This is a genomic window from Snodgrassella alvi (genome assembly GCF_040741455.2).
Lineage (GTDB): Bacteria > Pseudomonadota > Gammaproteobacteria > Burkholderiales > Neisseriaceae > Snodgrassella > Snodgrassella alvi_E.
The window spans coordinates 2,158,642-2,185,138 of the sequence record NZ_CP160328.2; the positions used below are offsets into that span (position 1 = coordinate 2,158,642).

The 26,497-nt window shown below is 41.8% G+C and carries 19 protein-coding genes; 3 read left to right on the forward strand and 16 right to left on the reverse strand.

Features of this window, described 5'->3' with window-relative positions; all coding sequences use genetic code 11:
* Positions 1-77 precede the first annotated feature (77 nt).
* The 6 genes from ABU615_RS09660 to ABU615_RS09685 all read right to left on the reverse strand — a co-directional run bounded on the left by ABU615_RS09660 (position 78) and on the right by ABU615_RS09685 (position 11,355).
* Positions 78-920 (reverse strand): class II glutamine amidotransferase, encoded by an 843-nt coding sequence (locus tag ABU615_RS09660; RefSeq protein ID WP_267391194.1) that lies wholly within the window; start codon positions 918-920, stop codon positions 78-80.
* 170 nt (positions 921-1,090) lie between these two features.
* Positions 1,091-5,932, reverse strand: a complete 4,842-nt coding sequence (locus ABU615_RS09665) for a hypothetical protein (RefSeq protein ID WP_370388913.1) — start codon at positions 5,930-5,932, stop codon at positions 1,091-1,093.
* Positions 5,933-5,989: 57 nt separating this feature from the next.
* The gene (locus ABU615_RS09670; protein ID WP_370388914.1) at positions 5,990-6,862 is read right to left on the reverse strand and encodes a hypothetical protein; all 873 of its coding nucleotides are present in this window, start codon (positions 6,860-6,862) and stop codon (positions 5,990-5,992) included.
* Between the two features lie 288 nt (positions 6,863-7,150).
* Positions 7,151-8,026 carry a hypothetical protein gene (locus ABU615_RS09675; protein ID WP_370388915.1) on the reverse strand — a complete coding sequence of 292 codons (876 nt, stop codon included), beginning with the start codon at positions 8,024-8,026 and terminating at the stop codon, positions 7,151-7,153.
* Positions 8,027-8,316: 290 nt separating this feature from the next.
* A complete protein-coding gene (locus ABU615_RS09680; protein ID WP_367489021.1) occupies positions 8,317-9,186 on the reverse strand; it encodes a hypothetical protein in 870 nt (289 codons plus the stop codon).
* A 534-nt stretch (positions 9,187-9,720) separates the two neighbouring features.
* Positions 9,721-11,355, reverse strand: coding sequence for a calcium-binding protein (locus ABU615_RS09685; protein ID WP_267390018.1), 1,635 nt, complete (start codon positions 11,353-11,355; stop codon positions 9,721-9,723).
* 615 nt (positions 11,356-11,970) lie between these two features.
* Here ABU615_RS09685 and hslO point away from each other — a divergent pair.
* Entirely contained in the window at positions 11,971-12,885 is a 915-nt protein-coding gene (gene hslO, locus ABU615_RS09690) for an Hsp33 family molecular chaperone HslO (RefSeq protein WP_267408373.1), read from the forward strand.
* 75 nt (positions 12,886-12,960) lie between these two features.
* Here hslO and ABU615_RS09695 read toward each other — a convergent pair whose 3' ends face one another.
* The 6 genes from ABU615_RS09695 to ABU615_RS09720 form a co-directional block, all read right to left on the reverse strand.
* Positions 12,961-14,283: an aminopeptidase P N-terminal domain-containing protein gene (locus tag ABU615_RS09695; protein ID WP_370388916.1), complete on the reverse strand. Its 1,323-nt coding sequence runs from the start codon at positions 14,281-14,283 to the stop codon at positions 12,961-12,963.
* A gap of 2 nt (positions 14,284-14,285) precedes the next feature.
* Positions 14,286-14,672 (reverse strand): VanZ family protein, encoded by a 387-nt coding sequence (locus ABU615_RS09700; protein ID WP_267408164.1) that lies wholly within the window; start codon positions 14,670-14,672, stop codon positions 14,286-14,288.
* Entirely contained in the window at positions 14,669-14,878 is a 210-nt protein-coding gene (locus ABU615_RS09705; RefSeq protein WP_100139870.1) for a dioxygenase, read from the reverse strand. Before ABU615_RS09705 ends, ABU615_RS09700 begins: the two co-directional genes overlap by 4 nt.
* A 69-nt stretch (positions 14,879-14,947) precedes the next feature.
* A complete protein-coding gene (locus ABU615_RS09710) occupies positions 14,948-15,676 on the reverse strand; it encodes a YebC/PmpR family DNA-binding transcriptional regulator (protein ID WP_100139871.1) in 729 nt (242 codons plus the stop codon).
* A gap of 166 nt (positions 15,677-15,842) precedes the next feature.
* Positions 15,843-16,325, reverse strand: a complete 483-nt coding sequence (locus ABU615_RS09715; protein WP_370388917.1) for a low molecular weight protein-tyrosine-phosphatase — start codon at positions 16,323-16,325, stop codon at positions 15,843-15,845.
* Position 16,326: 1 nt separating this feature from the next.
* Positions 16,327-17,427 carry a conjugal transfer protein gene (locus ABU615_RS09720; protein ID WP_367418160.1) on the reverse strand — a complete coding sequence of 367 codons (1,101 nt, stop codon included), beginning with the start codon at positions 17,425-17,427 and terminating at the stop codon, positions 16,327-16,329.
* Positions 17,428-17,640: 213 nt separating this feature from the next.
* Between ABU615_RS09720 and htpG the strand changes: the two genes are divergently transcribed.
* Complete coding sequence (gene htpG / locus ABU615_RS09725; protein WP_370388918.1) at positions 17,641-19,539, forward strand: molecular chaperone HtpG; 1,899 nt, start codon at positions 17,641-17,643, stop codon at positions 19,537-19,539.
* A 317-nt stretch (positions 19,540-19,856) separates the two neighbouring features.
* Entirely contained in the window at positions 19,857-20,270 is a 414-nt protein-coding gene (locus ABU615_RS09730) for a DUF2628 domain-containing protein (protein WP_367489010.1), read from the forward strand.
* Between the two features lie 343 nt (positions 20,271-20,613).
* Here the strand turns inward: ABU615_RS09730 and ABU615_RS09735 are convergent, their stop codons facing one another.
* From ABU615_RS09735 to ABU615_RS09750, 4 genes are all read right to left on the reverse strand, one after another.
* Positions 20,614-21,993, reverse strand: coding sequence for an amino acid permease (locus ABU615_RS09735; RefSeq protein ID WP_370388919.1), 1,380 nt, complete (start codon positions 21,991-21,993; stop codon positions 20,614-20,616).
* 82 nt (positions 21,994-22,075) lie between these two features.
* A complete protein-coding gene (kynU, locus tag ABU615_RS09740) occupies positions 22,076-23,326 on the reverse strand; it encodes a kynureninase (RefSeq protein ID WP_370388920.1) in 1,251 nt (416 codons plus the stop codon).
* A 149-nt stretch (positions 23,327-23,475) separates the two neighbouring features.
* The gene (locus ABU615_RS09745) at positions 23,476-24,855 is read right to left on the reverse strand and encodes an amino acid permease (protein WP_370388921.1); all 1,380 of its coding nucleotides are present in this window, start codon (positions 24,853-24,855) and stop codon (positions 23,476-23,478) included.
* A gap of 154 nt (positions 24,856-25,009) precedes the next feature.
* Positions 25,010-26,467, reverse strand: coding sequence for an NAD-dependent succinate-semialdehyde dehydrogenase (locus ABU615_RS09750; protein WP_370388922.1), 1,458 nt, complete (start codon positions 26,465-26,467; stop codon positions 25,010-25,012).
* Positions 26,468-26,497: the final 30 nt, after the last annotated feature.

Consider the following 26,497-nt stretch of genomic DNA (forward strand, 5'->3'; position numbering starts at 1 on the left):
TCTGCCTCACGTCCAGAACCATGTTTAGCAATTAGTTATATACGCATTAGCAAATAAAATACCTAATATCAGCTCCTTCACATCGTTACGCCTGCCTTGCGCGCAATTGCCAAGCCTTCTTCCACACTCATATATTGCGGTGGCTGAACACAATCTCGCAATACAATCGCACCCTGACTAAACATAACTAATTCATTCACAGCCAGTTGTTGCCATTGTTCGTTACAGGTAAGGGGTAGTGTGGCGATTACAGCTACTCGGTCGTGTGGTGTAGTCACCGCAGAAAAATCAATCGCCACATCTTCATCTGATAGCACGGCCTTACCAAACGGCGCCTGTCGAATAATATAAAAGAGCAGGGTGCTGGCATGGGCGATTAACCAGTCGCCATTCGAAAGCATATAATTAAATAGCCCATACTGGCGCAGCTCAGCTGTGATTTCTGCAATTGTTTTAAATAAAATTTCACGCTCAGGTTTATGGCGAAATCGCTGGCGAAGCTGTTCCAGTAGATAGCAAAATGCCTCTTCCGAATCAGTGGTGCCAACCGGAGTAAAATATTCTCCTTCGGCTGGTTTGAAACCGCGTAGATTACCATTATGTGCAAACACCCAGTATTCTCCCCATAGTTCGCGTACAAAAGGATGAGTATTTACCAAATGCACTTGTCCCTGAGTAGCTTTGCGGATATGTGCGATCACATTTTCAGATTTGATTTTATATTGCTGCACTAAATCGGCTACAGGTGAGCTGGCACAAGGTTTATCATCTTGCAGGAGGCGTACCCCATGGCCTTCGAAAAAAGCAATCCCGAAACCATCCGCATGATTATCAGTTAACCCACCGCGTAAACGAAATCCTTCAAAAGAAAACACGATATCCGTAGGGGTATTGCAATCCATGCCTAACAACTGGCACATACTAATATTTCTCCTTCAATCATTAAATACTGTAATAATAATGTTGCACTATTTTAAGATTATACAACCTGATTAAAGTAATCCATAATTCAAGCGCATAAAATATGATAAAAAGCCTGTAAATGTGGTTACAGGCTTACTTGTAGACTTACAAGACTAGACACTGACTTTTATAGTACTGATGAGGCAGATAAAATCTCAGCAGAAGAAGTAAAAGCTTTATATTCAGCTGAAGAACACGCCACACCAGCAATAGCAAATCCTTTATCCATGCTGGCAATGGCCTGATTAAGTAAAGCCGCCGTCGCATGATTAAAAACCTCATAGTCAGCGCTTGCAGTTACTGCTACATCCTTTACTGGTTTGCTGATCGCTGCTGCAAATGTATTTTCTGCCACCATATCATATGCATCATTGTCACTCAAAAAACCAGCATCTGGAAGCATCGTGCTTATATCCGGCCAGTTGAAATATTGTTGTTCCAACCCTGAAGTATTACTGTAAGAATCATCTGAATCTCGCAGCAAACTATCGTCTATAGCATTTATCTGGCGGCTCTGAATAGCACTACTGATCGCTTCATTCTGTGGGACAGGGCTAAGCGTTTTTTTCTTAGTAATCAGATTTAATAAGGTCTTACCTTGCTTACCATCTTCTGTAAAAATGATATTCGCTAAATCTGAATCTTTTTTCTTGTTTTTAATATCATAGCCAACCAGATAAATAGCATCGCCATTCACCTTGTTTTTAACCATTATCCCATCTTTATAAGCAGTAAAAGAAAGCGATTTTAAGTTGTCCACTTTAATATAAGACAAGCCATTATGATCATCAATGGTTGTGATTCCGTCTCCATTTTCCACAATGTAATAATCATCTCCTAAACCGCCATTCAGATAATCATTACCTTTGCCACCTTTCAGTATATCGTTACCGGCGCCGCCATATAAGTTATCGTTGCCTTCACCGCCGTATAACTGATCATCTCCATCATCACCTTGGAGGTTATCATCACCTTTACCACCACTGATGAAATCATTACCATTCCCGCCATAAAGCATATCATTACCGGTGGTACGGCTTGTATTATCATCTACAGGTTTTTCACTGTCGCCATAAATAATATCATTTCCATCACCACCATAAATCACATCGTTACCATCACTGCCTATTAGTTTGTCATCACCAGTGCCGCCGTCCAGATAGTCATTCCCGTATCCACCATTGATATAATCATTTCCACCTTCGCCATATAAAATATCATTTCCTACCGAAAGCTCTGATTCAGTGTGAAGGTCGCCATATATTTTGTCATCACCATCGCCACCGTAAATGACATCATCGCCTGTATATTTCATATTCTTGGTCATTAAATAAAGCGGTTCTAATTTATTATTAGATATTATCCAGCCAGTAATATTTAGGAAATCTCCGACTATCACATCGTTACCATTACCACCATAAATATAATCATTTCCACCTCCACCGTAGAGCCTGTCATTTCCCTCTCCGCCATCAACTACATCATCACCATATCCACCATCAATTAAATCATCACCATCTTCACCGTAGAGATGATCGGAACCATTTATAGAGCTGTCTTCATTTGCAAAGGGTACATGTTCATCACCATATATTTCGTCATCACCTTTACCACCATAAATCCAGTCATCTCCGCCGCCACCGACCAAAGTGTCTGAGCCAGCGCCGCCATCAATATAGTCGTTACCTTTTATTTCGTTGTTTTGATCATCATCTCCATAAATAAGATCATGACCATCGTCCCCATAAAGCGTATCATTTCCCTGGCCGCCATAAATGAAATCATTATCATCGCCACCATAAATCACATCTTCACCATAGCCACCATAGAGCCTATCCATACCAGCATCTCCCCAGATATGATCATTACCTTGAAAATACACATCTAAATTAGTGCCAGAATAATAATCGCCGTAGATAGTGTCGTCATCATCGCCGCCAAAAAGAAAATCGTCTCCACCCCCACCCAAAATATAGTCATTGCCGCTACCACCGTAAATAGTATCGTTGCCATGATATCTAGCAGGTGCCATTTGATATATTGATTCTGGAATGAAATCGCCATACAGTTTGTCGTTGCCATCGCCACCAATAATCACGTCATTTCCACCACCGCCAATAATCTCATCAGCGCCTTCGCCGCCATCGATACGGTCATCTCCATGCTCATAAAGGGAAACATAATTCAGATAGCCAGGTAAGATAATACCATCGCCATATAAAATATCATTTCCTTTACCGCCGATAATATAATCATTACCTGCCATTCCATATACCGTATCATTACCGCACTCAGTACTGTCCGGCGCTGCGGAATCACCCTCAATATAATCATTCAGATTACCGCCAAGAATATAATCATTGCCATCACCGCCATATAAAAAATCACCATTGTAGCTAGCATCGGCTGAGATTGATGAAGTTTCATTTATACTTGAAGTGACACCACTCAGAATCTGAGTATCATTTTTATCAAGATAAACACCCCAGTTGGGGCCAGCATAAATAAGTTTCTTACCCGAAGCCGGCATTTTCCAACGCTCTTTCGGTGAGTGCCGTTCAGATATAGATAAATGATTGTTGGCTAAAATAAAATCATCTCCAGCTCCACCTTTTATCGTGTCCGAGCCACCACCGCCAGTGAGCAAATCCGTACCATCGCCACCATAAATCACATCGTCACCGGCATTGCCGTCTATGGCATCGCCTCCAGCCATGCCCCAGATTTCATCATTCTTGGCGCTACCGAAAATCACATCTTCAAATCCTTTTTCATCTAGGCCATTGATAATACGGCCATCTGAGGCGCGATTATCCCAATCCTTATGATAAGTACCTTTGTAAGGTAGCAAATCTTCATCAAAATAGCCTTCTACATGAATTATTTTCGGCCGAGAATCACCCATAAATTTTTTTCTGTCTTTATCTGGTGGTGTGGCCATGGCAGGTAAATGAATGCCAAGCTGGTTTCCACTTTGCTTGCTCCATCCGCTGATGGTAAGTATATCTTTATCATTAATTAGCGATTGAATACATAAATCGCCTTCTTCATTCAGCCATACCTGCCATTTATTATCTTTAGTCTGCCACAGATTCAGCTCTTTTTTTATCCACTGATAGGAAGAAAAATGCTTATTATTCAAATAAACATCACCATTTCCGTCACTATCAATAATACGATCCTGCCCGTCACCACTATTGAAGTAATAAGCATCAGACCCAGCACCACCAATCAAGATATCATTACCGCCGCCACCTATCATTTGGTCATTACCATTACCCCCAACCAATACATCTGAAGCCGCTCCGCCTTGGGCAACACCATTTTCATTGTCTGCCAGCATCACCACCTGATGCACAGAAGTATTGGCTTGAGGATTTGTGCTCCAGCTCTGGCCGGATACCCCATCTTTAAACATAATGGCATCATTATCAGAAAAACCATAACTCTTGCGTATAGATTGCACAAAGGTTTTTAGCTGTTGATAGCGCGGCCGCTCAGAGAAGAAATCGTGAAATCCATCATAATCGAATTGCTTATCCACATACTGATTGAATTCAGAAGCCTGAGCATAGCGAAATTCCTGCAGCAGCCAGCAGCGTATTTTTACCCAATCTTCACCCATTTGTGCCAGCGTACGTTGCTCAGGTACAAAATCAGGATTCAGTACTACCACCGGATTCAGCTTTTCCAACGCATTCAGATAGAGAGACACTTTTTCTGTCTCACCCTGTTTGGTCAACCTTTGCAGTAAATCAAGTACTGATTCAGGTGCACCTTCTATCCAGTCCAGCTGATATTTGAATTCATATTCATCTTTAATGCCGTTTACCGGCTGCCGGTGCCCTGATTGAGAATCAAATACAAACTCCAGCCCTTTTTCCAGAAAATTCTGGTCATTAATCGAAGATATCAGTGCATCATGGCTATTGAGGATACTTTTATTCAGTACGGCGGCCATAATCCATTTGGTTACAGCTGCACCGCCAGCCAGTATCCAGTTATTTTTTAATTGTTGTTTGGTCGTTGTAGAAGTGTGGCTATTGCTGAAAAATTCCCCAGTAAGCTTATTTTCCGGCGAGGTATATTTATCATACCAGCTATGGCTGGATAAACTGAACACATTATGTTCCAGCGCTTCTGCGCTTATCCCCATTCCTGCGGCTACGATATCCGTATCGCGACACCATTTCAGTGCCTGCTGTTGTTCCTTGCCAGAAATGGCAATTTTTTTAAAACCAAGCTTATCTGCTATCAGTTCAGGTAACTCAGGCTTGTTTAGTATCTCGCCCAGCACCCCTGTAGATAGGCTAAGTGAATAAGTAAATGTGCGAATGATTGTTTTTCTGGAAACTACATTCCCTGTGGATTTATCTACATAAATATAGCCATTCTTGGCATCCAGCATAATATTGTACAGCTCTAAACTTACTATCGACCCGCCACTGACAACTTCTCCTTTGGTTTTACGAATGTTTTCCCACATATTTTTAGCAACCTGAACACCTTTAATCATGGTTCCGTCAGCTCGGGTGATTGAAGCATTCTTCTGGATAATTGACATCGGGGCATACAGTGTCCAGTAGCTAATATCAAGGTTATTATTTTTAAAAACTTCTGAGTGAAAATCAAACATTTCTTCATAGTCAATATCTTCGCTACCTTCTCCATCATCTAGTTTTTTTTGCAAAATATCTAAATAACCCAAAGCCATATCGCGGCGCACGCTATCCACTCTTGCTTGTGTAAGGACCTGTTTATTATCTTTGGCTACTGCTTGCATAAATGCCAGCGCCCCATTGCCGGTGATGCTGTCGCCGGTGGCTACGCCAATTGCCCAGCCGGCATAATCATAGCCCTTATCCCGCAGTGCCTGATACACTTCGCCGATAGCAGCTAAATTTCCAGTTTTGATTTTTTTACTCCATGCATCAAGTTCTTGTTTGGTTAATAGCGCTGGCTGAGACATATTTCATCCCCTTTCATCAATAGTTAATAATACATATCATCCCGTAGTCGGGAAATTTTACTTACCTGCCTGTTTCTTAATTAGTTTGCCTTCATTAGTCACCACCCAGCTATCCAGTATGGAAGCGATATTTCTTTCAGTTTGCTGCCATAGTTTGAGATAGGTACGGTTATAATTCATATTGACCTTTACTTGAAAATCACTAATAAAAAAATCATGTTCACAAAGTTTCACTTGATCAACAATATCGCAAAGGATAAGGGTTTTAATGTTATTATTTGCATCCCGATAGATATACAGATCACGTCCTGCAATATTATCTGTCCATGGCTGATTGGTACTGGGGTCTATACCGTTATTGGCTTGGTAATAGGTTAAGCCAAATACCTTATTCTTTTGTTTAGAATATTCAAAATTCCAGTTTTCTTTTGTCGATTCAATAATATTTTTAAACCTATAATCATAAGTTTTAAGTTGTTCAGGGCCATATAAATTATAAACAATGGTATCACCCCATGGAAAAGGCTGACCTATACGAATCAAAGTTTTGTTATCATGCATATAATCAATATCAGTTTGTTCTTTCCTGCTTAAAACTGCGCCATCGGTAAGGCGATATACAAATCCAAAACTTTCGATTGGTAGCTGATAAGTAATAGGTGGGCGCTTATATTTTCTGGCTTTTCTGATGGCATCAAAATCTCCGGGATCACCGACGTAGCGCACCCAAGTAGATACCACACCACCGGGAATGCTGACTGGTTTACCGCCCAAATTACCAATGGAATCATAGCGGTCAAATCGGTCCTGATTAATGAAAGGTACCGGTTGCTGTTTGGCTTTGTCTTTATCCTTATCAGAACAGTCAGACAGCAAAAACAGGCCAGTTAAACAGACAGCTTTAGCATACGATATCAATAAATTTCTCATACTGATGTCTTCTAACCGACTAACATATAAATTAGCATAATTTTAGGATAATGCAAACAAAAACATACACAAAAATTAACTAATGTAATTAAAGATTAACTCTAAATAGATTATTACGTTTTAATATATATGCAATCTACCGAATATATTTAGCGTAAAATAGCAAGCAAACCGGAATTTCTCTTAAAAAATGGCAAATTGGCTGAATGAGGTTATATCAGTTATGCATGTATTGTTCTAAAAATAATTTCTGCAGTCAGTGGTGTAAAGGGTATGCATCTTTTAGATTTATACCTTGCCAGCCTGCTTTTTAATTAATTTGCCATCATTAGTGACTACCCAGCTATCCAGAATGGCAGCGAAATTTTTTTCGGTTTGCTGCCATAGTTTCAGATAGAGCCGGTCATAATTTATACTAACTTTTACTGGAAAATTACTAACAAAAAAATCATGATGACAAGATCGTACTTGACCAACAATATCGCAAAGGATAAGGGTTTTAATGTTATTATTAGCATCTCGATAGATATAGAGATCCCGTCCTGCAATATTATCAGTCCATGGCTGATTGGTACTGGGGTCTATACCGTTATTGGCATGGAAATAGGTTAAGCCAAATACTTTATTAGGCTGCTTAGAATATTCAAAATCCCAGCTTTCTTTTGACGATTTTAAAATATTTTTAAACCTATGATTATAATTTTTGAATTGCTTAGGACTTACTAAATTATAAACAATCGTATGTCCCCACGGAAAGGGCTTACCTTCAGGAATTAAAGTTTTATTATCATGCAAATAATCTATTTCGGTTTGTTCTTTATAGCTCATCAGCGCACCATCAGTAAGGCGATAAAACAAACCAAAGCTTTTAATGGGTAGCTGATAGGTAATAGGCGGACGTTTGTATTCTTGTGCTTTTTTGCTGGCATCAAAATCACCAGGGTCTCCAACATAACGTACCCAGTGAAGTACTACGCCGTCAGGAATACTGACTGGTTTACCGCCCAGATTACCAATGGAATCATAGCGGCCAAATCGGTCCTGATTAATGAAAGGTACCGGCTGCTGTTTGGCTTTGTCTTTATCCTTATCAGAACAGCCAGACAGCAAAAGCAGGCCAGTTAAACAGACAGCTTTAGCATACGAAATCAATAAATTTCTCATACTGATGTCTCCTATCAGACTAAAGTACAAATTAGCATAATTTTAAGATAATGCAAACAAAAATATACACAAAAATTAACTAATGTAATAAAATATTAACGCTAAATGGATTATTATGTTTTTAATATATATGCTATCTACTGAATATAATTAGCGTAAAATAGCAAGCAAACCGGAATTTCTTTTAAAAAATGGCAAATTGGCTGAATGAGGTTGTATCAATATTACATGCATTGTTCCAAAAATCATTACTTCAATTAGTGGTATAAAGGGTATGCATCTGTTTCAATTTATACCTTGCCTGCCTGTTTTTTAATTAATTTGCCATCATTAGTCACCACCCAGCTATCCAGTATGGCAGCGATATTTTTTTCGGTTTGTTGCCATAACTTGAGATAGGTACGGTCGTAACTAATACTGACTTTTACCGGAAAATTTTTGATGAAAAAATCATGCTTACAATATTTTATCTGACCGACCGTATCGCAAAGGATTAGGGTTTTAATGTCATTATTTGAATCCTGATAAATATATAAATCATTTCCGATAATATTATCTTCCCATGGTTGATTGGTTTTAGGGTTTATACCGTTATTGGCCTGATAATAGGTTAAGCCAAATATTTTATTTGCCTGTTTGAAATATTCAAAATTCCAAGTTTCTTTTGTCGATTTCAGAATATTATTAAACCACTGGTTGAAAGTTCTTGGTTGATTGGGGCTGAATAAGTTATATACATTAGTATAACCCCATGGAAAATGCTTGGCCTTTGGAATTAAGATTTTGATATCTTGTTTATAATCACTATCAGTTTGTTCGTTTTTGCTTTTTACTGCACCATCGGTTAGTCGATAATCAAAATCTAATTCTTTTATAGGCATCTGATAGGTAATAGGCGGTTGCTTATTTATACTGCTTTGATCAAAATTTTCTGTGGCACCAATATAGCTCACTTCAGTATAAAGAACGCCACTGGGAATACTGACCGGTTTACCCCCCAGATTACCGATGGAATCAAAGCGGCCAAACCGGTCTTGATTGACGAAAGGTATGGTTTGGTGTTTGGCTGCATTATCTTTATTATTATCAGAACACCCTGTAAGCAAAAGTAGGCCAGATAAGCAGACAGTTTTAGTATACGTTATTAATAAATTTCTCATACTGATGTCTCCGGTCATATTGCTGGATAAATTAGCATAAAATTTAGATGATACAAAAAAATATATATCTATTCTTGTAATTTTATATTAGTTTTAAGGCTATAGATATTCACTGTTAATTCTGATTTATATAACTAGAAAAAAGAAGAATACTGTAAAAATGGCAAAGACTAAGGCTGATTTGGATTTGAGATATCTGGAAATAACGGTGTTTTATTTGTTTTGATGTGTAATCAGATATAAATATAACTTAATAGCAATACTGTTAAGTAATAAAACTAATCAGCTTACTAATATAATCTACTTCTTTATGCCGCTCTAGTGAATTTGTCTATGATTAAAGGCAAAGAAATAGTGATTAGCTCCTGAACTTTTATATAGCTAATCATACGTGTACCATCTATCAGGATATTTATTACTATTATTTGCTAACATCTCATCATTTTTAGTATCTACACCGAGATTTTGGTAGCAATAAATTAACCTGCCATTATGGAAATGGCAGGTGTGATTGAACAAAATACGTGTAACTATTTATCCCCACATGGAAGAAACTTGGGATTGTTGGGTAAATTGCTGCATCTGGCTAACCATATCAGCTGATAATAATAAGTTTGCTTGATTGTTATAATCATGACGATCAATCCCATGAGCTGTGTCAAATGTAGCCATAGCATCAACCAGTTGTTTAATTTGGCTGGCTCCTATCTGTTTGCCATCAGCAGTAACAATATTGTAATGGTCAGAGTTAGAATAGTCTCCCCACATACTTACCACTACCTGATCACATGAACCAATATGTGTAATGGTTAGCTGGCCTTGGAATAAATTGAACCAAAGCTCATTACTGTTATATTCGGTGAAATTTAGAGTATTCATTTCTCCATCTAAAAACTCAGATTCATAGATAGAATCCATTCCGTGTTTGGCGCCAAAAATATATGTATCGTTGCCAGTACCGCCGGAAAGCATATCGTTGCCGGTACCACCAATCAGAATATCATCTCCGTTTCCGCCATCCAGATAATCATTGTTGCTGCCACCATCTAAAATATCATTTCCATCGCCACCCATTAGGCTATCAGTATTACTGCCGCCAGTCAGAATATCGTTTCCTTTTCTTCCGTATAAGAAATCTTCTCCAGCGGTGCCAGTTAAAACCAGATCGTCATATTGCCTTGGGTCATTATCATCAAGTGCTACATTGTCAGAGCTGGTATCAATGGCAGGTATAACTTTGATATCGGCCGGAATATCTTTAGCGGTTAATGAGCGATCATCAAAAGTAAATTTGAAATCGTCCTTTTCATAAATAAAGAAATTCAAAATAGTGACAACATCTTCATTGCCATAAGCTTTAACAAGGAGATTATCTCCTTGTTGAATAAACTGTACTTGATCAGCAGATGCACCCTTAAATACAAATTCATTCATGTATTTAAAATCATAATTGTCGTATGCTGCAGCATCAACAATATCCTGCCCATGACCTTTTTCGAATAAACATAAGCTGTTTCGGGCAGTGGTCTTTATATAGTCATTACCCTTTCCACCATTTATGAAAGTATATTCTGAGTTTTCAACGCTTATATAATCATCACCATCTCCACCCTCAAGAATGCTATAGCTCCCTAAGCCATATAATGTATCGTTACCTTTGCCTCCAATTAAGTGGGTAGCAGGCACAGTATTATTAAGTGGCCATTGGCCTAATGTATCCCCTTCCACTGAAGCAGATTCTACTTCCCCCTGTTTGAGTTGATTCAGAATTTCTGCTACATTTTGGCCCGTCTGTTGTGCCACGCCTAAGGCTACATCCACCACATCTAGTATTTTATCTTCAGAGATAATAGTGAATGCACGGTACAGGGGGCTCAAAAAATAACTCGGTAGCCTGATGCTGTCTGCGTTGCCATAAGGATGGATGATTAAATCGTCATCTTCGCGAGTGAATACAATATCTGAAGCCTTTGCGCCTTTTAGTACAAGTTCATTACATTGATTTAAAAAAGGTAATTCAGAAATACCCCAGTCTGAAAGGATAAACTGTTTACCTTGGCTGCCCTGAAATATATAACGATCACTTTTCCACTGCCGATCTGGCTGATAGCAATTGTCTTCAGATAAGATAATGGTGTTCATTTCTGTTGTATTTTGTATGTCGGACATAATTATTTCCTGATATCTGCGTTGCTTGGGAGAAATGATTTCAGCTGTTTTTATGCTGAATTTTTAAATGAGTGTTGGTTAGTCTATACCCGATGAGACTTGGGTAATTTTGGACGAAATTCTATTGCGTTCTCCAATTCGTTTTTCATAGGTATAGGTGTTTAATTGGTGTTATGAATTGTTAAAATAACACAAATGTTTTATTCCATCAAGTTATATTATGGATTAGTATATTGAAATATTTAATTTTTTATTGTGTTTCTATTAATATTTCTAATGAATTTTTACTATCTATTGGTATGGATGTTTGTTAGTGCTAAGGTTAATTCTGAATTAAATATTTTAAAGTATGTGTTAATTGAATTTATGTTTTTAAGATTTATATCTATTTAAGATTATTTAAAATTGATTTTTTCAGTTTAAACTTATTATTTTTGATTTAGGAATGGGAGAAGATTTTTTTATAAGTGTATATGTGATGGTTTTAAAGGTTGTGAGGCAAACTGATGTTTGCTTAAAAAAATGAGTTTTGCAGATTGTTTGTATTGAGGTATGTAACTTGATTTTTATGTAGTAGCAGCCATATTAATTCTTTATTTTGTCGGGGTTTTGATGATGGCAGAAACTAAGTTGATATCGGCGGATCAGTTAACACGATTTGTGTTTGATGATTGTCCGGTGCGTGGTCTGCATATGAATTTGCAAGAAGTATGGCAGCATGTAGCAGAGAATAAGGCTTATCCTAAGGCGATTCACCGTGCTTTGGGTGAGCTGACTGTTGCAGCGGTGCTGCTGGCGAGCAATCTGAAGTTTGATGGTAATCTGATTGTACAGGTGCAGGGTAAAGGTGTGCTGAAGATGCTCGTTGCTGAAGCTACATCAGCTGCTACCTGCCGAGCTACAGCACGCTGGGATGAGTCTGCAAAAATCGATGAAAATATGTCGCTCGTGGATTTGCTGGGTGAGGGCGGTATGTTTGTGCTGACTTTACAGCCAGCTCAGGGTGAATCTTGGCAGGGTATAGTGGAGCTAGCCGGAAACAGTATTGCACAGATGCTGATGAATTATATGGCGCGTTCTGAGCAGCTGGCCACGCATATTACGCTGGCCGCAGATGAATCAAAGGCAGGTGGGTTGTTATTGCAGAGGCTGCCTGAACAAGATATCAATGATGATAGCTGGGCTGAATTGTGTGCTCTGGCAGAAACTCTGACAGCGGATGAGTTGTTAAATTTGGATGTGCAGACTTTACTTTTTCGCCTGTTTCATGAACATGATGTACGGCTGTTTTCACCGCAAAATGTGGAGTTTGCCTGTACTTGTTCGCGTGGCAAGGTTAGCGATATGTTATTATTGCTGGGAGGACAAGAGGTGGGTGAAGCTGTAGCTGAGCAAGGCAGTGTAGAGGTGAACTGTGATTTCTGTCATGAACGTTATGTATTTGATGAAGCGGATGTCAATGCTTTGTTTGGCAGTAATGTGGTTGCCACAGCTCAGCAGGAGCTGGCAGCGCGACAAATCAATCATTAATGCTTTAAGCTGAAAAAAGCAGCCAGTTCAATAACTGGCTGCTTTTTTATACGCTGATGTATCTGAGATGCTAAGTTAATGTTGCATTAACGCTTCAATTTCAGGAATGGTTTTGGGTACGGAGGCAGTGAGGACTTCATTGCCGTTTTCCGTTACCAATACGTTGTCTTCGATGCGGATGCCTATATTGTGAAATGCTTTTGGTATATCATCTGCGGCGCTGATGTACAAACCGGGCTCTATAGTGGTGACCATGCCTGGCTGTAGTAGTATGGGTTGTTCTTGATTATCGAAACGGCCACCCACATCATGAACATCTAGACCTAGCCAGTGGCCAAGGCCATGCATGTAAAAACGGCGGTAAGTCTGCGCTTCGATGTTTTGTTCCAGACTGCCATGCAGTAAGCCTAGATCGATTAGTCCTTGAGTAAGCATTTGGATAGCCGCAGTGCTGATAGTTTGCCAGTTTGCTTGTTTGACTGTGGAAGCTATGCTGGCTTGATTCACCGCCAGTACGATGTCGTAAACATCTTTTTGAGCACTTGTAAAACGGCCGTTTATGGGAAAGGTACGGCTAATGTCGCCGGCGTACATTTGATACTCAGCACCGGCGTCAATCATAAGTAGCTCATTTGGCTTAAGCTGGCAATTATTGCTGACGTAATGAAGACAGCAGGCGTTTTTGCCACCGGCTACGATGCTGTTGTAGGAGGGAAAACGTGCTCCGCGCTGCATGAATTCGTGCAGGATTTCTGCTTCTACCTGATACTCGAATTGCCCCGGACGTGTGGTCTGCATGGCTCGTATGTGTGCTTGTGCGCTGATTTCGGTAGCGATGCGCATGATTTTTTGTTCGTGCTCATCTTTTATTAGGCGCATAGGGTCGAGTATGGTGGCAAGATTCACCATGCTCTCAGGTGCGATTGTACTGCCGTTGGTTTTGCGGTAATTAGCTATGCGAGCAATTTCATACCATAATTCCTGCACTTTAGAATCATTGTCGTGATAGAGTCCCCAGAGGGCAAACAGGTGGCGATGGCCGGACAGGGCTTTTTTGAGGTAAGCCGGCCACTGGCCGATGTCATCGGCGCAATCAAACGCAAATACTTCGCGCGCAGCGCTGTAGCCATAGCGGAAACCATTCCAGATTTCATGTCCGGGGTCTTTGTTGTGGCACAGTAAGGTAGCGCTGTGCTCGCGCCCGTTGAGAATCAGGGCTGAACCAGGTTCGGGAAAACCGGTGAGATAATGAAAATAGCTATCCTGTCGGTAAGGGTATTCGGTGTCGTTACTGCGTCTTTGTTCGGGTGCGGCAAAAATAATAGCCACTCCATCTTCGCCAATTTGACTAAGTACATGTTGGCGTCGCTGCCGGTAAACGTTGATGTCAGTATCCATTATTAGTATTTCTCCCTGCTGCCGTTGCGGCGAGCAGTTTGTATTTGTTGAGCCAGCCATAGTGCGAGTATGGCACCGCTAAGGTCGGCAATGGCATCCATTATATCGCCATTGCGGGTGGTAAACAGTGCTTGAATGACTTCGCTGGTGGCTGCCCAGATAATGGCGCTGATGAGAAGCAGACGTTGGGGTATGGTGAAACCAGCACTGAAACAGGCTTTGGCCATTAACCAGAATTGGCCAAAAAACAGGCCGAAGTGGCAGATTTTATCGAACTGTGGAATAGGCACAGGAGTGCCGCTGGATTTGAAAAACAGAAAATAAATGCTAGCTAGAAACCACACGATGGCAATGAGCAGCCATTTGTTGAAATAAATGGTAGCTTTCATCGGGATTCTGCTTCGCTGAGCCATTGCTGGCACAAAGATGCTAGGCGAATGAATTTATTGCCGCGCTGTAAAAATAGCTGTTGCCATTGCTGTATGGTTGCTGTATCCGGTGCTTCATCTATGCTGCATTCATTTAACCAAAAATCGAGAACTTCGGCACATTCTCCGGCAGAAGCAGTTTGAAAAAATTGGGTAGTGGCTTGCATGAATCTGAGCGTTTTGTGCCTGTTGAGGGGAGGTAAGAAAAAACGGACTGGATAGCAGTCCGTTTGGCTTTATTCGGTTTCCAGTACCGCGGTGGTGTAGACGTTCTGAACGTCGTCGAGATCTTCGAGAGCGTCAAGTAAGCGTTGCATTTTTTCTGCCTCTTCACCTTCTAGTACCGTTTCGTTGACCGGACGCATGGTGACTTCGCCGTCAGCAGCATGAAATCCTGCTTGTTCGAGAGCTTCTTTGATGCTGCTGTACTGATAAGGCTCTGTAATGACTTCTTTTGAACCGTCTTCCTGTATGATGACATCATCCGCACCGGCTTCGAGGGCGGCTTCCATGAGGCTATCTTCATCAACGTCGGGGCTAAAGAGTAAATAGCCCTGATGAGCAAACTGAAAGGCTACAGAACCATCTGTACCCAGATTGCCGCCGTGCTTGGTAAAGGCATGGCGTACATCGGCTACGGTACGGGTTTTGTTGTCGGTGAGGCAGTCTACCATCACTGCAGCACCACCTGTACCATACCCTTCATAGCGCAGTTCTACATATTCGACACCTTCGAGATTGCCAGTGCCTTTGTCTATGGCACGCTGAATATTGTCTTTAGGCATGTTGGCATCGGTGGCTTTGTCCATTGCCAGACGCAGACGCGGATTGGCTGATGGATCACCACCACCTAGTCTGGCGGCAATGGTAATTTCTTTAATCAGGCGGGTGAAGATTTTGCCGCGTTTGGCATCCTGACGCCCTTTACGATGCTGGATATTGGCCCACTTGCTGTGTCCTGCCATTTTAAAATCCTTGTTTCTATGATGATTTTATGTATCAAAACAATGCCAAAGCTTTTGGCTTTGGCAGGTTTTAACGCCATCAAATAATTGAAATATGGTATTAATTTTACCATATTGCTTTTTTATTGAGTAGGCTGCTCTATGGTTTGTATTGAGATGAAGCAAGCTAGAGTTTTTGTATATGTTGGCGTTGCCAATGATTTAACCATGCAATGCAGCCTGCATGGATGATGGTGTAGGTTTCGCTAAAATTGCCGCTGAAATAGGGATCGGGGACATAATCGTATTCACTTTCTGGTAGCAAGTCGGTAATTTTGTAAACTTTGTCTGGACGGCTATCGCCGAAAATACGGGCTAAATCATGTAGATTTTTGTCATCCATGGCGATGATATGATCGTAAATGGCGATATCTTCTGGCCTGACCTCGCTGCTTTGAAATCCATCGCTGTTGATATTATGAACACTGAGAATTTGTTTTGTGCCTTGATGCATGTCTTCGCCGTTGTGCCAGCCGGATGTACCGGCACTGGCTATTTCAATTTGTTCACTCAGCCCTTTTTCTGCTACGAGTTTGCGCAGGATATGTTCGGCCATGGGTGAACGGCAGATGTTACCTAAACAGACAAATAATACTTTGGTGACCGGCATGTCAGTGGCTCCGCGGAAATAGTGGATTATGCCCGATCATGTTGATGGATTGGGCATAGCTGGGTAGTTGTGCTTGCGCACTGATGGGCTCATGCAGTAGGTGGATGTTTTCAACATGGCATTCGGCCAGTAAATCTATGAAATTTTGTACGATGGTATCGATATCATCCGCTTGAGTAAGCGGCCAGCGGAAAATCTGCGGCTGAAGTTCGAATGCGCTGTCGGTAGCGTTGAATCCAAACAGGATATTGCCACCATCTTGTGCTGCGATAACCACGCCCACGCGCGGGCTTTGCAAGCGAATAGAACGGATGGCATTGGTGGTAAATACATCACACGCCATACGCAAACGCATAGCACTGCCGCTGCGTAAGGCATTGAGTGGTGATTGCGGTGGCAGCGGATTAGTAAATAATGTGGCTCCGGCACTGGCTAGATGGGTTTGCCAAACCTGCATCAGGGGTAGGGCGGTATCTGCTAGCTGATGGCCGAGGGCTGGTAGGATGTCTGAGCCGGCAAAGCCAAGTGCGTAAAATACTTGTACTGACTGGCCCGTTTCCACTATAAGCGGGGTGTGCGGCAGCTGACTGAGAAATTCTGCAGCGCTTTGTGGATTTTGCTTGGCAGCGAACCATTGACTGGCCTTGATGTGGGTCAGAGTGGTGTCATTAATGAGATGAGGTGCCCAGTGAATGGTTTGCCAAGCATCTGTCCATGGTTGGTTTTTAAAGATTTCAGCTATGGCAGTTACTGGGATAGTGTCGGGAAGACGTATATTTTCTTTGGCTCCACCTACAACGATGACAGGCAGTGCGAGCCATTGTACTTCTGTGGGTGTGTGTGCCTGTAAGACGTTTTCTAGGCTTTCCCAGAGGATGTTGTATATCTTGCTGCTGGCTGCCATGGACAAGGCTACGGCGAGGTTGGTGTAATGGTTTTGGGCCAGCATGCGGCTGATTTCTACATGCAGACTTTCGCGGGCAAGGGTGGTCTGTGCTTTGGATGTTGGGTTGGCCAAGCTGGCTGCATGCATGAGCAGGTCGTTTTTGACTGGATCAGTTGGAAATGCCCTTGTATCAGGCAGACAGTGATGTGTGTTCATGATGTTGTGTCTGTTTAAGTAGACTTGTGTAAAGGTGATATTGTAGCAATTAGTTTTGTGTGAAACGAGTACAGGGGTATTTTCTGTTTGTGAACCGTGGAATTTTATACTTTAGATTGCTGCGGATTTGATTAGCTGTTTGGCTTGAAACTGAATCGGGCTGCCCTTATTTTTATCTAACAACAATTATTTTTGGTTAATTCGAGAACAATTATGAAACAAACACACAGTTTTCAGACTGAAGTTAAACAGTTGTTACAGCTGATGATTCACTCTTTGTACAGTAATAAAGAGATTTTTTTGCGGGAGCTGATTTCCAATGCGGCCGATGCCTGTGATAAGTTGCGCTTTGAATCATTGAATGATGCTTCTTTGCTCGGTGATGATGCTGAATTCAGAATCACGGTAACTGCGGATGCGGAAGCCAAAACGATTACGGTTTCTGATAATGGTATTGGTATGAGTGAAGCAGATGTGATCGAGCATCTGGGTACGATTGCCAAATCGGGTACCAAAGCGTTTTTGGAAAAGCTGACAGGTGATGATAAGAAAGATGCCAATTTGATTGGCCAGTTTGGTGTGGGCTTTTATTCTGCTTTCATTGTGGCCCACAGCGTAACTGTTGAAAGTCGTAAAGCTGGTGTGGCTGAAAATGAAGGGGTGCGCTGGGTAAGTGCCGGTGACGGTGAATTTACTGTTGAGCCGATTAGCAAAGCTTCTCGTGGTACTGATGTGATTTTACATCTGAAAGAAGATGAGAAGGATTTGCTGTCTGACTGGACTTTGCGTCGCATTGTGACGACTTACAGTGACCACATTTCTGTGCCGATTTATATGAAAAAAGCACCGGAATATGATGAAGAAGGTAATGTAAAACCATCTGATGAGCTGGAGGTGGTGAATCAGGCGCAGGCGCTGTGGCAACGCCCGAAAAATGAAATCAGTGATGAGCAGTATCAGACATTTTATCGTCATGTTTCACATGATTATGATGATGCGTTGGCATGGACTCATTTTCGGGTAGAAGGCCGGCATGAGTATACGGGTTTGCTGTATATCCCTAAACATGCACCATTTGATTTATATGAACGTGAACCCAAGCATGGGGTGCAGTTGTATGTGAAACGTGTATTTATTATGGATGACGCAAAAAAGCTAATGCCTTCTTATTTGCGTTTTATCCGTGGCGTGATAGACAGCAGTGATCTACCACTGAATGTATCACGTGAAATTCTGCAGGAAAGCCGTGATCTGGATGCGATTCGTGCAGGTAGTGTGAAAAAAGTTTTGTCGTTACTTGAAGATTTGAAGAAAAACCAGCCGGAAAAATATACTGAATTCTGGCAGGTATTCGGGAATACGCTGAAAGAAGGTATTGCTGAAGATTTCAGTAATAAGGAAAAGATTGCTGGTTTGTGTCGTTTTGCTTCCACCCATAATGATAGTAGTGAGCAAAATGTTTCACTAGCTGATTATATTGGCCGCATGAAGGAAGGTCAGGAAAAGATTTATTACATTACCGCCGATAGTTATGCCGCAGCAAAAAACAGTCCACATTTGGAAATCTTCCTGAAAAAAGGTGTTGAGGTATTACTACTGACTGACCGTGTGGATGAATGGGTAGTGAATAGTCTGCCGGAATTTGATGGTAAGGCTCTGGTGAGTGTGGCCAAAGGATCACTGGATCTGGGTAATTTGGCCGATGAGGAAGAAAAAGCGGCACAGGCAAAAACCGAAGAAGACAATAAAGAATTGGTAGAACAGATCAAGACTGTACTGGGCGATAAGGTGGAAGCTGTGCGGGCAACTGCACGGCTGACAGATAGTCCAGCCTGTTTGGTAGTAGGTGAGCATGATATGAGCCAGCATCTTGCACGCATGCTTGAGGCTTCGGGTGCTGCCGGACAAATTCCGCATACGAAACCTACGCTGGAAATTAACCCCGAACATCCGCTGATTAAGAAAATTGCTGTGGAACAAGACGAAGCTCAGCGTAACGAGTTGGCTGAACTGGTTTATGACCAGGCACTGTTGGCTGAGGGCGGTAAGCTGGAAAATCCGGCTGCATTTGTGAAACGTATGAATCATTTGTTACTTACGATGAATCAGTAATAGGATTTTTTAGTCTAAGCTGCCTTATTTAAGGCAGCTTTTTTATGTCTAAGTAATTTTTTGATTTCAATATATTGCTGAGTGATGCTATTTGTATTAATGGCTATGAATTGAATTTTTTCATGTTTGATGCAGATAATGGCAGAGGCAAGAGTTATTATCTTCTAAAATATAAATATGACTATTTTTGAATCAAAATTTCAAATATCAGTAAATAAAATAATAGGATAGATTGAAAAATTGGTTAAATTGAAATATTATCCGTTATTAAATGTAATGAAAATTCTATTTTTTTAACAATAGTTTTAGGTGAAACGATGGATGATAATAGTCAGAAAAATTTTGCTTTTTCTAATTGGGGTTTAAGCAAAGCTTGGCAATTCAGATTTGAATTTTATGAAGAAAATGGTTTGCCTGAACGTAAAAATGCATCAAGATTTAAAGAGGCATTTAAAGCTTTACCTATGGGTAAGCGTTTTATATTAGCAAATAATATAGGTTCATTATTTTTCGGTCCACTGTATTTTTTATGTACAGGCATGTGGCGGAAAGCTATTGTCTTGTTGTTTCTCTTAATATTTATTGATGCTTTTCTTTCTGCTATTGGTGGAAAAAATTCGATTATAATTTTTGTAAATATGTTTAGCTCAATGGTACTTGCCAATCCGGCTTATTATTTACACCGGGTGAAGAAATCCAAATCTTTTAATATATTTGAAGGAGTGTTTTAAGCTGACTGAATAATACTCTACTCATGATTGTGAAACTTTAGTTGATATTTATTCGGTATATATTTTCGTCATATATTTATTGATTCTATTTTCTCATAAAATAAATAGTCGAATTATATATTTTGAATAAATGATAAGTTTGTGCTGAAGTAGTAATGACAATTTTTTAGATAAATGTGCAAATATTATTCATTATATTGCCTTTGAAAAGCATATTTTGATTTAGTATATTAAGAAAATTATATTTTATCTATTTGTAATAATATGTGGTAATGTTTAAGAAATATAAAAGCAGCTTCAGAGTAAGGCCTCGAAGCTGCTTTTGTATTTGAATAAGAAAGGGTTACTTTGCTGTGTTTTTTTTATGACATGCCTGAATGAGATAGGTTAGTACTAAGCACACTAGAAAAGGAAGACCAAATAGAAGAGTGGCGTGGAAAATCGGTGTAAACCATGTTGTTATCAGAATACTGATGATGGATATTAAACCGGCCAGTGTAATATAAGGAAATCCGGGTACACGAAATTTTAGTGTCTGATGCTGTCTCTGCATGCGGATACGAAAACACAGATGGGTCAAAAATACGGCTCCCCAACTGAATAAAGCACCAAACATAGATAATGCTATCATTACTGGAAAAGCGCTTTCTGGTTTAAACATATATACCAGAGCCGCTACAGCAATTCCCGCGGAAGATAAAGCCAGCGCATTCAATGGCACACCGTTGCTTTTTACTTTACCGAGTATTTGTGGTGCTTCGTTGGCGCGAGACAGGCTGAACATCATACGTGTGGCGATGTAGAGCATGCTATTCATTGCGGAAAGTGCAGCCACGATAACAATAAAATTAAGGATGCTGTCTGCATAAGGAATGCCGACGTTTTGCATGACAGTTACAAAGGGGCTGGTACTACCTGTTTTGATTAGTTCCTGCCATGGTACCAGCATTACTATCAGACTGAGTGCAAGTAAGTAGAAAATCAACAGTCGCGCTAGTGTACCTTTGAAAGCTGTTTTTACAGCTTGCTCGGGGTGAGTGGCTTCTCCGGCGGCAATGGCAATCATTTCGATGCCCAGATAGCTGAATATCGAAATAATCACTCCTGTCCAAATACCCGAAAATCCGTGCGGGGCAAAGCCATTGCCAAACAGATTGTGCTCAATGCGGATGATACTGCCTTGCGATACCAATACAGCTACTGCCAGCAAAATGAATACTGTGATGGCAAATATTTTGATGGTTGAGAACCAGTACTCTACTGAACCAAATGCTTTAACACTGTAAGCATTGACGCCAATCAAACAGCAGGAAAACAGGGCTATCCATACCCAAGAATCTACTTGCGGAAACCAGAATTTCATGTATTCGGCAATGGCGGTGACTTCTGTACCCACGGCTAATACGATGCAAGCCCAGTAACTGTAGCGTACCAGAAAGCCGGCCAGTGGGTGCAGATAGAATTCAGCATAAGCGCCAAATGAGCCGGATGTGGGGTGCTGGACGGTCATTTCTGCCAGACAGCCCATAAGTGCCAATGCAATTAGTCCGCCAAGGGTATAGCTGATAATTACTGCAGGGCCGGCAAAGCCGATAGCAAATTTGCTGCCTAAAAACAAGCCGGTACCAATGGCACCGCCAATGGCAATCATGCTCATCTGGCTGGCAGATAGTTTTTTATGCAGGCCGGTTTCCCGCGACTGTATACGCTCGAAATTGCTCATCTTTTTTCCTCAGGATGAGATGCACAAGCCGAGCAGAAGATTCACGCTCGGCTTTTAGCTGACTGAATGAAAGAACGGTCTATCAGGTTACTTGTCCACGTATATGAAACTTAGGCTGTGCCCATTCCTGATTGATCAATACTTGTTTCAAATGCTGAACAGCCTGCCAGATATCGGTATAGCTCAGGTATAGCGGTGTGACGCCGAGCCTGATTACTTCGGGTTCGCGATAGTCACCAATTACCCCGCGGGCAATCAGAGCCTGTACAATGGCATAACCATGTGGATGGCGTAGGCTAACGTGACTGCCGCGATGCTCATGTTTGCGCGGGGTAATCAAGGTAAGTCCAAGGCCGGCACATTCCTGCTCAGTGAGGTTGATGAGTAAATCGGTCAGTTGCAGTGATTTGTGTCGTACGGCTTGCATATCAGTTTGGAGGAAGATATCAATGCCACACTCTATAAGGCTCATAGAGACAATTGGCTGTGTACCGCAGAGGTAACGACGAATGTTGTCGGCAGGTGTATAGCTGACTGCCATATCAAACGGTTTTTCGTGTCCCCACCAGCCTGATAATGGCTGGCTGAATGCGGTTTGATAGCGATGATGTACCCATAGCATGGCAGGTGCACCAGGGCCACCATTAAGGTATTTGTAGGTACAGCCGATGGCAAAGTCGCTATTACTACTATTTAAATCAATGGGTACGGCACCGATGGAATGACATAAGTCCCAAATAAGCAGGGCACCATGACTATGCACAAGTTCATTGGTGGATGCCATATCGTGCAGGTAGCCGGTACGATAATTGACATGTGACAGCACAACTACGGCAGTATGCTGATTAATGCTTTCGGCCAGATCTGCCGGTGTATCGACTAATTGGAGTTGATAGCCCTGATTAATCAGCGCCATGAATCCTTCAATCATGTAGATATCTGTGGGGAAGGAATCACGTTCGGCTATGATGATTTTACGGCGGTTGTCTTTTTGCTGCTGAATATCGACCGCGGCTGCCAGTACTTTAAAAAGATTAAGGCTGGTGGTATCTGTAACGACGGTTTCATTTTCTTTAGCTCCTATGAGCTGGCCGATTTTGTTGCCAAGCCGCAGCGGCAAATCCCACCAGCCGGCTTTGTTCCAGCTGTTAATGAGGTCTGTGCCCCATTGTTGATTAATTACAGACTGTGCTCGCTCTGAGGACTGACGGGGCTTTGCGCCGAGAGAATTTCCATCCAGATAGATTATCCCTTGTGGTAATTCAAACTGGGTTTTAAATGCTGCCAGTTTGTCGCTGGCATCCCATTGCTGACATTGTTCTTGTGTAATCATTGTGCTCAGGTTGAATCTGAAAATGAATAGTGTACTGAATTGCAGCTGGTGATGGTAAATAAATTCACAATATATTTAGTCTGGTTAAGCTGTATCAATATTTTTCGGATTATGAAATCCTATGCAAGGCTATGTTGCATTTGATTTATTCAATACAGTTTTTGGCTGCCGATTTTGAATACCTGAGCCAACATGCCCATCAGCAGGATAACGGCAGCCAATATACTGGTGTAAATTACTTCATATTTATAGGTACCTTCGAATATCATGGTGATGATGGATGCAATGATCAGAGCGATAACCAAATAGGTGAGCCAAGGAAAGCACCACATTTTAAAATTAATGGTTTTACCCTGCTTTTCCAGTTTTTTGCGTAAAAATAATTGTGAGAAGCTAATAGCCAGATAGACATACAGAGCAATGGTGCCGGTAGCGGTCATCAATACGTCGTAAACATTCATTTTAGCTGTAGCGGTAAGGTATACGGCCAGTAAGGTAAAGACACAGGATACTAATACGCCAATTTGTGGGCTGCCATTTTTTGAAGTATAGGCCATTATTTGATGGGCATCGCCGCGTTTGGCTAATGAATAGAGCATGCGTGAGCAGGTGTATAGAGCGGAATTAAAACAACTGAGTACGGATGTGAGTACAACAAAGTTAACAATGTGGCGTGCCTGTGGAATACCGAGAGAAGTAAGTACCACGCTGTATGTGCCCCAAGTGGCATCCTTCAGATGTGGGTCGTTGTATTGAATCAGGCACACGGTGATAAAAATTGAACCTACATAAAACAGAATAATGCGCCAGACTACGGATTTGGTTGCTTTGCGGATTTCTGTTGCTGGATGGCTGGATTCAGCAGCGGCAACAGTAACGATTTCAGCTCCTATATAAGCAAACATAACCCCAAGCAGTGCGGTAACCACCGATGAGATGCCATTGGGCATAAAGCCCTGACCGGTTAAATGCGACCATCCTTGTGCATCTGCCTGTCCCCATGGCCATAAATGCATGATGGCCAGACTGCCTATAATCAGAAATAAAACAATTGCGACTACTTTGATAAGGGCGAACCAGAATTCAAATTCGCCGTAATTTTTAACATCCATTAGATTGATGATGACTAATGCGATGGTTACTGCCAGCATGTAGCCCCAAATGGGTATCAGCGGAAACCAGTTGTTAAGAATTTTACCGGCTACGTAAGCTTCCCAGCCCATTAGTAGAGCCCAAAAATACCAGTAAAGCCAGCCAATACTGAATCCAGCCCAGCGGCCGATGGCAATATCGGCATATGTGGAAAAAGAGCCACTGTCAGGATGAGCTACGGCCATTTCACCGAGCATTCGCATAATCAGCATCACCAATAGACCACCAGCAGCATAAGCCAATATGGCAGCCGGACCGGTATGAAAAATTACTGAACCCGAACCGATAAAAAGGGCGCCACCAATTACGCCAGCTATAGATATCATGGTCAAGTGACGGGATTTCAGTCCATTTTTTAATGTTGATGATGTACTCAATGTTTTCTCCTCTAAAAGAATCAGTGCCAGACAGACTAATTAAGTCAATTGCAGCCCGCAAAAAGTCTTCCTGATTGATGCAAAGCATTCAGGATTTTTATAATTGCAGCGGGGAATGCGGCAGCATGAAAGGATGCTGCCGCAGATTCAGAATTTACTGATCGATACCGGCCAGTAATATGTATTTGATTTCTAGGTAATCTTCAATGCCGTATTTGGATCCTTCACGTCCAAGGCCTGATTGTTTGACGCCACCAAATGGAGCAGCTTCATTCGACAACAGGCCGGTATTGATGGCTACCATGCCATAATCCAGATTTTCGCTGACACGAATGATACGGCCGATGTCTCGACTGTAAAAATAGCTGGCCAGTCCGAATTCTGTATCGTTTGCCCAGCTGACCACTTCTTCTTCGTTGTCGAAGCGGAATACCGGTGCCAACGGACCGAAGGTTTCTTCACGTGCCACTTTCATTTCTTGTGTCACATTTTTCAGCAGGGTGGGCTGAAAGAAGAGTTCGCCGTGATGGTCTGAAGTACCTCCGGTTACAATTTCTGCACCTTTGCTTACTGCGTCAGCAATGTGTTCTTGAACCTTGTTTACAGCACTGGCGTCAATCAAGGGGCCGACAGTGACATCTTGTTCTAGCCCATTGCCGATTTTCAGTTTAGCGATGGCCTGTGCCAGTTTGCTGACAAACTCATCGTAAACTGCGCTTTGTACGTATAAGCGGTTGGCACAGACACAAGTCTGGCCGGCATTTCGGAATTTGGAAATCATTGCGCCTTCAACGGCGGCATCGATATCGGCATCGTTAAATACGATAAATGGTGCATTGCCGCCCAGCTCCATGGAAACTTTTTTCACGGTGCCGGCACATTGCGCAATCAGTTTGCGGCCTACTTCGGTGGAACCGGTGAAGCTGAATTTTTTCACCCGTTCGTCTTCGGTAAGTACTTTGCCGATTTCACTTGAGCTGCCAGTGATAACATTCACTACGCCGGCTGGAATACCAGCACGTTGAGCTAGTTCGGCAATAGCCAGTGCAGAGAGCGGGGTTTGTGATGCAGGACGGATAACAAAAGTACACCCAGCAGCCAGCGCCGGCGCAATTTTGCGCGTAATCATGGCATTGGGAAAGTTCCACGGGGTAATCGCGGCACACACACCTATCGGCTGCTTGAGTACCATAATGCGTTTGTCGTTGGATGGTGCTGGTATGGTGTCGCCGTAAATGCGTTTAGCCTCCTCGGCATACCATTCTAGATAAGATGCACCATAGGCAATTTCACCTTTGGCTTCGGCTAAAGGTTTGCCTTGTTCTGAGGTTAGGATAATGCCTAAATCTTCCTGATGCTGCATCATCAGCTCAAACCAGCGGCGCAGCAGATTACTGCGTTCTTTGGCTGATTTAGCCTGCCATGGTTTCAAGGCAGCCTGTGCCGCGGCGACGGCACGTTTTGCTTCTGCGGCGCCCATGCGTGGTACATCGGCCAGATTGTGTCCGTTGGCCGGATTGATAACGGAAATAACAGCGCTGTTATCAGCATTTACCCATTGGCCATTTATCAGACATTGGGTTTTTAAAAGTGCAGGATCATGCAGTTGCATAATTTTTTTTCCAAATTAACTGTATCAGAC